Here is an 11,400-nt window from a genome sequence, read left to right on the forward strand (position 1 = left end):
GGATACATATTGATGAATGGAGAATCCTATGAGACCCATAAAATCCACATCTCGTTTTACACATTTCGCAAAATGGACTTCGCGCATTACAGGCCGCCCAATCACCTTTGTAGCCGCTTTTTTGATCATTGTGATCTGGGCACTGACGGGGCCGATCTTTAATTACAGCGATACCTGGCAGCTTGTGATCAATACCAGCACCACCATCGTCACTTTTTTGATGGTCTTCCTGATCCAGAATACGCAGAATCGCGATTCAGAAGCGATCCATATCAAACTGGATGAATTGATCCGCTCGATTGAGGGGGCGCATAATGCACTTCTCGACCTGGAAGAACTCGAACAGGATGACCTGGACCGCATCCGCGATGGCTATGAACTGCTGGCCGAACGCGCGCGCCAGGAATTGCGAAATAAAAAACTGAATATGGGCACTCCTGAATTAATAGGTGAAAAGAAACCCAGCAAGAGAGTTGGAAAACGCAGGGTCAATAAATGAAAGTTATAATCAATTCAATTGTCGGCTTATGGTGATCGTTGATTAAACATATCCTTCACCAATTGTTGAGCCGAATATCTAAAGGAGAAATCGAATGGGACTTTTTGGCTTTGGCAAGAAACCTGATAAGAACGTGCCTGTACTTTCAGTGGATGAAGTGAGACAGCGTTTGCTCATGCTAAACCGTGAAACCGCCCCCTATCAGATCATCGATGGCGCATCCGAAAAAGTGGACTTGATCGCCGAGTGGAAGATCGTGGATGCTAAATGGTATGAGATCTTCGCGAAGGCGAATCTGACAAAGGTCTTCCGCATTTACATGAAATTTGATGCAGCAAAGCATGAGGTGCGCGGCAAGGATGAGGAATTTACTGTTGAATGGCGCGCAGGCGTGCCGTCGCTTTCGTTCTCCGCTTCAAAATTCCAGGGACAAATGACCTCGGTCGAGTTTGGCGCGGCATACGCCTTTACTGAAGAGTTGAAGCCCGGGCAGGTCTACAACTATCGCTTTAGTACCAATGAGATCAAAAAGCCAATCCAGGATGCGGTGGCCGCTTGCGGATGGGGTTATAAAGGTGTGGCCTTCGGAAAACTCTAAACTGTCACTGTTCAGCAAACTTCCCCAGTTGATTCCACGGTTGTCTTCAACATTTTCTCCACCACTTCGAAGTCAATTTTCTCTGGCTTGGAATAACGGATAGCACCCTTGCCGATGCTCACGCCTTTTACCTTCAGCAAATCTTTATGAGCATTCATCACACCTGTGCGCAGGATGTAGAGGCCGATGAAATTCTTCTGGCTGGCAAAACCGCGGTGAGGCATAGCTTGCGCAATTGTACAAGTGCTGCCTTCCACTCGGCTGGAACCTGCTCCAGATAAGCTGTTACATCTTTAGCCTGGCTTTGCATGGAAATTTGCCTCTTATCTTCGTCAATCTTAATTCAAGAGCGCAGACGTAATATCAGGGATGCCAGAATGGCGTTGATGGAAACTATCACCGCAAACATTATGACCCCGGACATATCCCCGAAAAAGTAAGTCGCATCGCCATAATGCGAACCCATATAAGCGATTAGATTGATAATATGCAGGATCACAACGATGGCGAACGCAATCCAACCATCAATGATCCATAAGAAGGCGGCACCCAATGTAATGACTGGAATGATAATTGTGGTGTTGAACTGGGAAATGTTTTCGAAAGTATTCGTTAGCAAGACAGATGAAAGTACGAGCCAAAACAAACCGACCACTGCCAGCACAGCCCAAGCTTGATTATGCTTTGGGTTAGATTTCAAGGCCTTGGATGACGTTGCCCGTGTTTTTGCGGGTTTGCGATTAATGAGAACAACAAGAACAGTTGCAACGGCGCTTATCAGGGCGGCAATAATTGTTTCCATTGGCTTCTCCTCAAATCATCGTTCAATTCATGGCAGGAATAATGAAGGATGATAACTATATCACTTCCTAACATTTGGTTCCGCTTTGCGTGAGAACAATCCATAAAGCCCGATCAGGAATATGGACAGGCCGATCCCAAAGAGGATAAGGATGCTTCTATATTTGGACCAAAAATTGTTCATCTGGGCCCACTCAACATCCAGCGGATCGTAAAGCACCTCGACCTGCTGACCAATTTCAAAGGCGGGGGCTGAAGCGCACACATCCCCGTAATACAAAACAGTCTGGCCATCCATTCTGGTGAATACAAAGATCGGACAATAAGATTCTCTGTCGCCGTTCCTGCGTACCTGATAATCGGTGACGATGCCTGTTGTTGATACGGCGCGGCTGAGAAAATCCATTTCGCGCATATAGGAATAAACTGCCAGGGCCAAAAGGACTGCGCCGATACCAGTGACTATGAATAAGAAGCGTCTCATGGGAGTTCCTTGTAATTGGAGTGTACCAAATAATACACCCCCACCGCCCTTGCGGGCACCTACCCTAAAGGGTACGATGTCCCCCAAATGCGACGAACTTCAGTCGCATTTGGGGGAGGACGGGGAATTACATATTGCAATCAACGAAAGTTTTTGTATACTGATTAAAGTGTGCCCTATTCGCCAAAGGAGGATCGCATGTATCTGGAAGAACTACTTGAAGTTGCAATCGGTTTGATCTTTGTCTGGCTGGTCATTAGCATGGCAACCATGCAGGCGCAGGAGGTGATTGCCAGCTTTAGCAAGAAACGCGCCAAGGACCTGACCATATCCATTCGCAATATGATCGAGAGCAAGGCCCTCTTTGACAGCTTCTATGATCACCCCCTGATAAGGAACCTAAAGGAGCCAGCTACGGGATGGTGGGATCGGCTATTACGCAAGCTTGGATTCGATATCCCGCTTTTCGACAACCCTCCCTACATTCCATCAGAGACCTTTGCGACGGTGCTTTTCGATGTTGTCACCAATGCAGGGACACCAACCTCTTCCCTCAAAGGTAAATTTTCTGCTTTGCGCAGGGAAGTTGCGAAACTCAGCGCCGATGAGCAGGAGAAAGCAAGGGTACATCTTGTTCATATTGGCAATTTAGCCCAGGCATTGGCAGGGGCCACACTGGCAGAATCCAAGACTCAAATAAGCGCAGAGATCAATTCTCGGTTATCAGAACTGGGAAAAATTTCATCGAATAAGGAAACCCCATTGGCGGCCCTCGCCACGGAGCTGGTTGAGGCTCTCAGTAAAGATACAGAAAAGGTTGCCGATCTTTTATCTGGTGTAGAACCATTTCTGGAGCAAATCAGAAAAGGGGCCATCAACAGTGGGACAACCGGGCTTGCCAATGCGATCAACAGCTTACTAGCAGGTGCGGAAGAATATGCTACCGATGCGGATAAGGCGCTGGCTATCGGACGCAAAAATGTTGAAGCCTGGTTCGATAACAGCATGGACCGATTGAGCAGTTGGTACAAGCGTTGGGCCCAGGCCTGGACCTTCTTTATTGGGCTTGTGCTTGCCTGTACATTGAACGTTGATTCAATCGGGCTGGCAAACCACTTATGGCGCGAGCCAGCAGTCAGACAGGTGCTGGCAGCGAACGCCACTAAATTTGTTTCCGTGAATCCAAATGTCTCCACAGATGGTGAAACGACTTTGCCAGATGTTGTAAAGGACTTGCAGGAAAAATTCGTCACCCTGGGTTTGCCAGTTGGATGGATCTATGAAACTCACCCCATACTAACTGATGATAGTAGCGGGGAATTCAAGATAGACCCCACCAGCGGACTGCGGCTCTGCCCGCACCCTGAGACTTTTGAAACTTACGTCAGCGAGGGCAACCAGCCCTATAGAATAGTGGGCAAAGACTGCGTTCTGTATAGCAACCTTCCAACCACAACGGGAGAATGGACATTAAAGCTATTGGGCATTTTTCTGACTGCGATAGCCGCCATGCAGGGAGCGCCGATCTGGTTTGATCTATTAAAGAAATTGATCAACGTGCGGAACACGGGCATCAACCCAGCGGACAAGCCGAAGGCGGGTAGTGATAAGGAAAGATAAAGTAAATGAAGCAAGACTCCTGAGAGTTGATTGGGGGTCTTGCTTTTTCAACCACCGGGGGCTTGTCTATTATTCCGCCAGCGGTAAAACAGATACACATTCACACCAATCGCAGCGAGGAGTGTAAATATCGTAAGTATGATCGTTTCGTTCCAAAGATCCCACCACGAATTGATCTCTGCAGTTTCAGGGTTGGCGGGGTGATAACGCATCTCTACTTGTTTGCCGACAGGGAAGCGGAGATATCGATCCCACCAGCGATAACGATTCTGGCTTTGGACGGTATAAGTCTGGCCGTCTACTTGAAATTCCACAACGGGAATAAAATCAGAGTCGGCAGAGACTTGATCCTCCAGCAAACGGACTACAGTACCTGTGGTGACTTCGCCGTTTACGCTCAAGGTATAACTCCGCCAGCCCAGCCAGGCCGCGAGCGCAGCCAGCAGAAGCCACGCCAGATTCAAAGCGAGGAACCATCCCAACCAATTAAGCTTTCCAGATGTACCATTATTTTCTGACATAAAAATATCCTCTAAAGTAATTTTTAACCATTCTACATTTCCACCCTAACTTCACAATCCCCCAAGTGGACTCTCACCCTCATCCCGCCGAAGGTTCCACCATTTGAAGAGCAAAATGGGGGAAGGAGAATGTGCTGTGTTTCTGAAAACTATAATTTTTGCCCAACGTTAAGTTATTTCTTTCCTATTGTCGCTCTTAGTTTTTGACAATAGGAAAGGCACGATGAGAGCATTCAGAAATAGGACGAATCACGACGGCAAAAAAGGATAAATAGTACTCCCAGGAGAAAGGGACAAAAGCTACAATGCAATCGTTGAGTCAAGTCCTTTCTGAGGTAAACGGATGCATATAGAGTCAGATTCCAGTACGATCCTGGTTGTCGCAGATGAACCTGCCAAAGCCGCCCGCCTGACGCCAGCACTATCCGCTGAGGGATATCGAATTGAGACCGTTCTTTCTTTCTCACTTCCCCTGCCGCACCTGGATGTTAAACCAGACCTGGGCATTATTTGGTTTCCGTATGCATCTCCCGCGGCGCTCCCAGAGTTGGAGAGCATCATTCAGGCCATTCAGGCATTGGGTCGGGCAGATCCGTTGCCCGTGCTATTGATCATCGATCAGGACGGAACGCGTTGGGTCGAGCCAAGTTTTCGATTAGGCATCACCGATATATTGACCCGCCCAATACATCCATTGGTATTACGCCAGCGTGTGCGGCTTTTGCTCAAGGCCCGCCAGACAGAGGAGCTTAACGAACAACTGAAGCGCAGGGTGGAAAATCAGGAACGTCAACGGATGATCAACGCTCTAGATTCAGCTTTGCAAATGTTCCGAACGGATATGCCGCCTGCATCTGATGCGAGGGTTACCGACATATCCAATACATTCTCTCCCTTTTCGATTCATCCGCACCTTCAATTTGACCCTGAACAACATTGCCTGATCTCCAGCTTGGGGGGTTCAGCAGATTGCAGGAAAATAGAATTGACGGCTGATCAATCCTCCATTTTGCTCTATATGGTCTGCCATCCGTATCGAGCCTTGAGCAACCGCGAGATCGCCCGTGCTGCGCTTGGATATGAACACCTGGACGAAATTCAATCACGAGGTATCGTGCGCCCGCACATCCTGCGCCTGAGGCGTAAGCTGGAGGCTGATTCAAGCCAGCCATCATTCCTGCGCACAATACGCGGTGCAGGCTATCTCTTTTCCCCCCACTAAATGTTGACTATTGCAATCGAACTGCCGAGGAGTTGAAATCTCGTTCATCCCTCCAACAGATATGATAGGGATGTTCGTAATCCTTTCTTTTCGGAGGCAAGTATGTTCGATACTGGCAACACCGGTTTTATGTTGGTCGCGACCAGCCTGGTGATGTTAATGACACCCGGGTTGGCTTTTTTCTATGGCGGTTTGGTGGGACGAAAAAACGTTCTCTCCATCATGATCCAGAGTTTTGTATCCATGGGCTGGACCACCCTGCTGTGGTGGCTGGTTGGCTATTCATTGGTCTTCAGCGGTGGAGCTGGCAGCGTCATTGGCAACCTTGACCATGCCTTCCTACGTGGTATCTCGCCCACTGATGCGCTTTCAGCCAACAACAATATTCCACTGTTGGTCTTCATCGCCTACCAAATGATGTTTGCCATCATCACCCCGGCCTTGATCACGGGTGCATTCGCCAACCGCGTGCGCTTCGTCCCCTATATGATTTTCCTGACGCTGTGGATGTTGTTCGTTTATTTCCCCATCGCCCACATGGTTTGGGGTGGCGGATTGTTTGCAACCTGGGGGGTGCTCGACTTCGCCGGTGGGACAGCCGTGCACACCACAGCCGGTTTCGCAGCTCTGGCTTCAGTCTTATTTGTTGGAAAACGCAAAGTGATGGATCGTGGTCCGCACAGCATCCCACTAGTTGCGCTTGGCACAGGCTTGCTCTGGTTTGGCTGGTACGGTTTCAATGCTGGCTCACAACTGCGCGTTGACGAAATTACAGCTACGGCATTCCTAAATACCGATATTGCCGCTTCCATCGCCGGGCTTACCTGGCTATTCATCGCATGGTTTATAGAAAAGAAACCCAAGTTTGTCGGCCTATTGACCGGGGCTGTTGCCGGCCTGGTCGCCATCACCCCGGCGGCAGGGTACGTCAGCCTTTCGGGAGCCATTATCATTGGCATTATGGCTGGTGGTGTTTGTTACCTGGCTGTCACGCTCAAGAACCGTATGCACCTTGATGACGCTTTGGATGTGTGGGGTGTTCACGGAGTCGGCGGAGTGCTGGGCTGTATTGCTACCGGTCTTTTGGCTACAAAAGTATGGAATCCAGCCGGCGCAGACGGCTTGTTCTTCGGAGGCACAACCTTCTTCCTGGTTGAAACGCTCAGTGTGATCATTACCGCTGCATACGCTTTTAGTTTCAGCTATGCCGCGCTATGGCTGATCGACAAAGCTATCAAAGTTAAAGTGACAGAAGCTGAGGAACTGGAAGGTCTTGACGAAGCCCTGCACGGTGAAACCGCTTATGAAATGATTTAATATTTGCAGTACTAGTATTAAACATCCCGTCCGTTCTCACTAGCGGACGGGATGTTTCTTGTTATATGATTTCACCCCCATCCCGGCCTTCCCCCATTTGAAGAGCAAAATGGGGGAAGGGGAATGTACTGTCCATATGAGAATTTTAATTTCTACCCATCGCCACGTTATTCCTCCCCCAAAATTGGTTTTTGATTTTGGGGGAGGTGTCCGAAGGACGGGGGTCGCCTTGAATCAATTCGCACGCGCATAACGGTACGTATCCTTAATATGGGCATCCAAATATTTGCCATGTGACCTGGCTTCCATCAGCGCGATATACTCGCCTTTAGGTACATCAAAATACTGATAGATTGACCCGTCTTTGAACTCGACTTCCAATAGCATTTGAGAGGCGCTGTATCCAATTGAGATGATGTGACTGGAACGTACAGATTGTCTTTGCATGTTTTTATCCCTTGGTATGTTGAAGAAATTTCTAGAGACTGCTAGAAAGGAATGATGTTGAAGAGCAGCAACAGCGCGACCACGATCAGTCCCCCAACCGTCAGCCAGAAACGCACGGGGCTTTTCTTACGGTCCACCACGAACGTGTTGTTGTAGTCGTCACCCGAGGTGACGCGGCCCCGATAAATCAAGAAGCCTGAATACAACAAGAGGACGACTCCCAGAATGGTTTGCCAGGTAAACATGATTTGCACTCCTTTTCTAAAGCGGGGGGACTCACGACCTTACAAATTTTACACCTTTTCGCCGAACCAGATTCGGGCCTTAACCGATTACGGAAACTAAGCCTTCGATTTGACCAAAATTTCCCGTGGCGCATTTGCCCGCAGGATGCATCGCAAACATGACTGTCACCTGGCTCTCCCGTGTTATATTCAGGCACGATAAAAGTCACTCATAAAAATACAAAGGATGATATGGGATGCGATACAGATTTCGATTTATTACCAATGACGAAGAAATTGCAGAGTTTGAAACCGATGCCAATCCGCCAGGCATCGGCGATGAAGTGGTGATCGGCCCAAAGATGATCGCTGCAGACAAGGTCGCCTTAAGTCATAATACATTTGTGGTCAATAATCTTTTACATGTATTCAATGAGCAGACATCGACGCTGGTTGAAATTTCGCTTGAAGTATTGGATTGATCTGTTCTATCCATCAAGACCTGACAGGTTTCCACAAAGCCGCAATTGACATGGATCACTACCCGCGCATAAGACCTGACAGGCCGAGGTCACAAGAAAACCTGTCAGGTCTGCCAAAGCCATAAGTGACAGTCACCTCGCCTAAGCCAATCCCACAAGCCGACTCTCCGTCTCATTAACAAACCAGCCCTCTCCAAATAGGAGAGGGCTGGAAGAACTATTTGCAGCAGGCAACTGAAGTTATTCTACAATATGGGTTCCGTTGCCTTTGATGGCTTTTTTGCCAGCTTCCGCGGCCTGAGCAACATTATCCAACTGTCTGACGAGCAGATCCTGTCCCTTATGCCCTAGGTCCTGGGCTTTCATCTGCACCTCAGTTTTGATCTGGTCGGCTTTGGATTTGACCTGCGTCACTGTATCCTTCACCTTGGTGGCAGTCCGGTCACGAAATTTCAGCATTCCGTCCTGAAGTTCGGCGCGGGTCTTTTCTCCGGGTTGCGGAGCAAATAGCAGCACCGTTAAGGCACCTACCAGGCTCCCAATTACCAGCCCGATGAGGGTGGACATCGTACGACCCGACGATTTTTGACGTTCAAATTCCTGATTTGTAGTATTCATATTTTCCTCTTTCCAGGCAGTTCTGAGGGAACGGCCTAAACAAAAGTGATTGATGATCTATGGCTCGGGCTAAAGACAGCAGCCCTAAACATCCCATGAAGACAGGCCAATTAATACGCCTGTTATATTGATAACATGCGAAACATACAAATTCCATTAATCTTATGTTAGAAGTTGCTTAGCTCATACATATTTGGGCTGATTGCCTAATTAACTCAGGTTGCCACCTTGATATAAAAAAACGTGTCACCCTGAGGGAGCGCGTTCGTCGCGACCGAAGGGTCTACGTTTATGGCGTCAGAGATGCTTCGGGGCGAAGAGCGCCCCTCAGCATGACACAACGAGAGTATGGTGGCAACTTAGGTTAACTATGACGGTTAAATTTTGCTTTTAGTAAGTGAAATTTTCCAACCATTGGCCGTTACAACTCGGCCCCCATCCCGTCCTTCCCCCAAATCAAAGTGCGGATTTGGGGGAAGGGGAATGTACTGTCTACATAAAAATTTTAATTCCCACCAGTCGCAGGTTTTTCTACCACTCGCTCACCTGCACTGCAACAAACGCAGTGCGGTGCAGTGTCGCTTCGGGTACGATGTCCCCCAAATCCGACATAAAAACTTTCAATTAATATCGGTGCAATTTTACTGTCGTATTTACCCGCAGGGTGCTAACGCGAGGGGAGATGTCCGAAGGACAGAGGGGGCTGCCCGCACACCATCTCCCCGCATGGACACCGCTGATAACTTTACATTGTGCCCCATCAAGGGCGGCAGTCTGTGAGTTTTCTTTCATATGATTCTCTTTGAATCAATAAAAGTGGACAATGGTTGCTATAGCGTGAAGAATTTGCAAAACCAATCGCCCAGCAGTGGGATGAAGCAAGAACACTAGGCCGCCATCCATTCCGACGCATATCACTAAAAGTGACAGTCACCCTAGCGAAGCACCCCGCGACAAAATATTGCCAGTGCATTGGAATACCCAAGTCTCCCCTGAATTACATGAAGAAAAAAATATACAATCCAAGAGAATCAGATTATACTTTTATATATGTAAAAAGCAGTCTAGTTCTGCACTTAACAGGTAAGGGAAAAATGGCAAAAAAGATTTACTACCTTGGCAAATTAGCTGGCGCCCTAATCAAGCATAAACTTGGAGAAAGTGCTTACAGCCTAGTTTTAGAAAATGTTAGTGAGTATGTAGGGGAAGATATTTCAGAAAAAATCGATGAATTCATCTCAAACAACAAATTAGAAGATGCGCTTAAACAAGCAGATGAAATCTTCTCCGAAGTGTGCAATGACGACAACTTGAAACAGGCAATTCACGAGCTCCCAATGTTCGGGTCTCCTGAGCTCTCAAAAATCGCAAAGCAATTTGCTAAGGATCTTGACTACAGCAAACTAAAAAACACATTCAAAGCATCTTTCAAGAGATATTGGGGATCAAAATTAAGTGACGAACAAATTTCAAATGCATCATATATATATCAAATAAGCTTAGAGCGTGCTTTAGCAGTCTATGCAAACCAAACATTGCCTGCATTAATAGGAAAAACGGAACGAATTGAAATCAACACCAACGAGATATTAGCACGGCAATCAGCCCTGGAAGATGCAATTCGCCAAGATTTACCCCATATCATTGCAGAAAAAGTGTTTTCAAAAATAGCTGCAAATGAAAAGACTCAATCTTCAATGATTTCAAAAGGGGAATTGGACATAAACCTTGAAGGTTTAACAAAAGATGAAATACAGTTCAATTCTCAACTAGATCAATGCAAATTACTACTAACAACTGGAAACCCCATTGCGGCGGAAAAATTATTAAACAATATCGAATTGAGTCTAAAAGATCAAACAATCTCATACAAAATAAGGTGGCGGCTCAAAACACTTCAGGGTAGCAGCGCAATCGCACTGCAAGATGATACAAAAGGGGCCAGTCTATTTGAAGAAGCGTATCTGCTAAACCCTAATGATTCAAAGGCCATAGCAAATCTTGCATTGGCGCGAATCATAGAAAAGAAATATTCAGAAGCCGTCGATCTAGCAACCAAAGCGATAGAAATCAATCCAAGTGAAACGGCAGCATACGCAACTCGTGTTTTCGGTTTAGCAAATGATAAGCAAAATCAAGCTATACCCAGCTTGGTAAACGAAGATTATTTTAATAATCCAGATTATCTTCGGGCTCTAGGAATAGTCAATATTGAAGCAGGCGAATATACAAAAGCAATAGAGTATCTTCGACTCTCTCTGGCAATAGAATCTTCAAATTCATATACAAAACTCTCGCTAGTCTCTGCACTGATTAAAGCCGAGACATCTCAACTTCAAGAATCTTCAGGTTATTTGATTCGGGACGATTTCAATCCAGAAAGCTTAACAACTGGAGCCATGGCTTTAGTGAAAGAAATAATCGCTGACGCTAAAAACGGAGATAATCCTCATATTGAATTGGATGCTATGGGACTAGTGGTGTGTTTGAAAAGTAATTCAACATAGTCGTGACAGCTTGACAACCTTATACTTCTCATACAGTTTCTTTTGCGGAGTTGAGTATGA

General features: G+C 47.0%; 14 protein-coding genes. 7 read left to right on the top strand and 7 right to left on the bottom strand.

Annotated elements, in window-relative coordinates:
- Positions 1–28: 28 nt before the first annotated feature.
- Both AC14M5_RS19545 and AC14M5_RS19550 read left to right on the top strand, forming a co-directional pair.
- Positions 29–499, top strand: a complete 471-nt coding sequence (locus tag AC14M5_RS19545; protein WP_484031392.1) for a low affinity iron permease family protein — start codon at positions 29–31, stop codon at positions 497–499.
- Positions 500–593: 94 nt separating this feature from the next.
- Complete coding sequence (locus AC14M5_RS19550) at positions 594–1,097, top strand: hypothetical protein (RefSeq protein WP_484031393.1); 504 nt, start codon at positions 594–596, stop codon at positions 1,095–1,097.
- Between the two features lie 11 nt (positions 1,098–1,108).
- Here the strand turns inward: AC14M5_RS19550 and AC14M5_RS19555 are convergent, their stop codons facing one another.
- The 3 genes from AC14M5_RS19555 to AC14M5_RS19565 form a co-directional block, all read right to left on the bottom strand.
- On the bottom strand, positions 1,109–1,321 hold the full coding sequence (locus tag AC14M5_RS19555) for a DUF1801 domain-containing protein (protein ID WP_484031394.1): 213 nt from the start codon (positions 1,319–1,321) through the stop codon (positions 1,109–1,111).
- Between the two features lie 119 nt (positions 1,322–1,440).
- On the bottom strand, positions 1,441–1,899 hold the full coding sequence (locus tag AC14M5_RS19560; RefSeq protein WP_484031395.1) for a hypothetical protein: 459 nt from the start codon (positions 1,897–1,899) through the stop codon (positions 1,441–1,443).
- A 60-nt stretch (positions 1,900–1,959) separates the two neighbouring features.
- Complete coding sequence (locus AC14M5_RS19565; RefSeq protein ID WP_484031396.1) at positions 1,960–2,382, bottom strand: DUF3592 domain-containing protein; 423 nt, start codon at positions 2,380–2,382, stop codon at positions 1,960–1,962.
- A gap of 198 nt (positions 2,383–2,580) precedes the next feature.
- On the opposite strand from AC14M5_RS19565, the gene AC14M5_RS19570 reads away from it, so the two are divergent.
- Complete coding sequence (locus AC14M5_RS19570; protein WP_484031397.1) at positions 2,581–4,002, top strand: hypothetical protein; 1,422 nt, start codon at positions 2,581–2,583, stop codon at positions 4,000–4,002.
- A 47-nt stretch (positions 4,003–4,049) separates the two neighbouring features.
- Here the strand turns inward: AC14M5_RS19570 and AC14M5_RS19575 are convergent, their stop codons facing one another.
- Entirely contained in the window at positions 4,050–4,523 is a 474-nt protein-coding gene (locus AC14M5_RS19575; RefSeq protein ID WP_484031398.1) for a DUF3592 domain-containing protein, read from the bottom strand.
- Positions 4,524–4,866: 343 nt separating this feature from the next.
- Between AC14M5_RS19575 and AC14M5_RS19580 the strand changes: the two genes are divergently transcribed.
- The gene (locus AC14M5_RS19580) at positions 4,867–5,745 is read left to right on the top strand and encodes a winged helix-turn-helix domain-containing protein (RefSeq protein ID WP_484031399.1); all 879 of its coding nucleotides are present in this window, start codon (positions 4,867–4,869) and stop codon (positions 5,743–5,745) included.
- A 102-nt stretch (positions 5,746–5,847) separates the two neighbouring features.
- Positions 5,848–7,062 carry an ammonium transporter gene (locus tag AC14M5_RS19585; protein ID WP_484031400.1) on the top strand — a complete coding sequence of 405 codons (1,215 nt, stop codon included), beginning with the start codon at positions 5,848–5,850 and terminating at the stop codon, positions 7,060–7,062.
- A gap of 234 nt (positions 7,063–7,296) precedes the next feature.
- On the opposite strand, the gene AC14M5_RS19590 is transcribed toward AC14M5_RS19585, so the two are convergent.
- Both AC14M5_RS19590 and AC14M5_RS19595 read right to left on the bottom strand, forming a co-directional pair.
- Positions 7,297–7,509 carry a KTSC domain-containing protein gene (locus AC14M5_RS19590; protein ID WP_484031401.1) on the bottom strand — a complete coding sequence of 71 codons (213 nt, stop codon included), beginning with the start codon at positions 7,507–7,509 and terminating at the stop codon, positions 7,297–7,299.
- Positions 7,510–7,550: 41 nt separating this feature from the next.
- The gene (locus tag AC14M5_RS19595) at positions 7,551–7,754 is read right to left on the bottom strand and encodes a hypothetical protein (RefSeq protein WP_484031402.1); all 204 of its coding nucleotides are present in this window, start codon (positions 7,752–7,754) and stop codon (positions 7,551–7,553) included.
- Positions 7,755–7,990: 236 nt separating this feature from the next.
- Between AC14M5_RS19595 and AC14M5_RS19600 the strand changes: the two genes are divergently transcribed.
- Positions 7,991–8,215, top strand: a complete 225-nt coding sequence (locus AC14M5_RS19600; protein ID WP_484031403.1) for a hypothetical protein — start codon at positions 7,991–7,993, stop codon at positions 8,213–8,215.
- Between the two features lie 240 nt (positions 8,216–8,455).
- Here AC14M5_RS19600 and AC14M5_RS19605 read toward each other — a convergent pair whose 3' ends face one another.
- Positions 8,456–8,833, bottom strand: a complete 378-nt coding sequence (locus AC14M5_RS19605; RefSeq protein ID WP_484031404.1) for a YtxH domain-containing protein — start codon at positions 8,831–8,833, stop codon at positions 8,456–8,458.
- Positions 8,834–9,834: 1,001 nt separating this feature from the next.
- Between AC14M5_RS19605 and AC14M5_RS19610 the strand changes: the two genes are divergently transcribed.
- The gene (locus AC14M5_RS19610) at positions 9,835–11,340 is read left to right on the top strand and encodes a tetratricopeptide repeat protein (protein ID WP_484031405.1); all 1,506 of its coding nucleotides are present in this window, start codon (positions 9,835–9,837) and stop codon (positions 11,338–11,340) included.
- Positions 11,341–11,400 lie beyond the last annotated feature (60 nt).

The organism is Candidatus Villigracilis sp., from assembly GCF_057083605.1.

Excerpts from the sequence above, each read along its gene's own strand:
- AC14M5_RS19545 (WP_484031392.1), top strand. The coding sequence starts at position 29 with ATGAGACCCATAAAATCCACATCTCGTTTTACACATTTCGCAAAATGG.
- AC14M5_RS19550 (WP_484031393.1), top strand. The coding sequence starts at position 594 with ATGGGACTTTTTGGCTTTGGCAAGAAACCTGATAAGAACGTGCCTGTA.
- AC14M5_RS19555 (WP_484031394.1), bottom strand. The coding sequence starts at position 1,321 with ATGCCTCACCGCGGTTTTGCCAGCCAGAAGAATTTCATCGGCCTCTAC.
- AC14M5_RS19560 (WP_484031395.1), bottom strand. The coding sequence starts at position 1,899 with ATGGAAACAATTATTGCCGCCCTGATAAGCGCCGTTGCAACTGTTCTT.
- AC14M5_RS19565 (WP_484031396.1), bottom strand. The coding sequence starts at position 2,382 with ATGAGACGCTTCTTATTCATAGTCACTGGTATCGGCGCAGTCCTTTTG.
- AC14M5_RS19570 (WP_484031397.1), top strand. The coding sequence starts at position 2,581 with ATGTATCTGGAAGAACTACTTGAAGTTGCAATCGGTTTGATCTTTGTC.
- AC14M5_RS19575 (WP_484031398.1), bottom strand. The coding sequence starts at position 4,523 with ATGTCAGAAAATAATGGTACATCTGGAAAGCTTAATTGGTTGGGATGG.
- AC14M5_RS19580 (WP_484031399.1), top strand. The coding sequence starts at position 4,867 with ATGCATATAGAGTCAGATTCCAGTACGATCCTGGTTGTCGCAGATGAA.
- AC14M5_RS19585 (WP_484031400.1), top strand. The coding sequence starts at position 5,848 with ATGTTCGATACTGGCAACACCGGTTTTATGTTGGTCGCGACCAGCCTG.
- AC14M5_RS19590 (WP_484031401.1), bottom strand. The coding sequence starts at position 7,509 with ATGCAAAGACAATCTGTACGTTCCAGTCACATCATCTCAATTGGATAC.
- AC14M5_RS19595 (WP_484031402.1), bottom strand. The coding sequence starts at position 7,754 with ATGTTTACCTGGCAAACCATTCTGGGAGTCGTCCTCTTGTTGTATTCA.
- AC14M5_RS19600 (WP_484031403.1), top strand. The coding sequence starts at position 7,991 with ATGCGATACAGATTTCGATTTATTACCAATGACGAAGAAATTGCAGAG.
- AC14M5_RS19605 (WP_484031404.1), bottom strand. The coding sequence starts at position 8,833 with ATGAATACTACAAATCAGGAATTTGAACGTCAAAAATCGTCGGGTCGT.
- AC14M5_RS19610 (WP_484031405.1), top strand. The coding sequence starts at position 9,835 with ATGAAGAAAAAAATATACAATCCAAGAGAATCAGATTATACTTTTATA.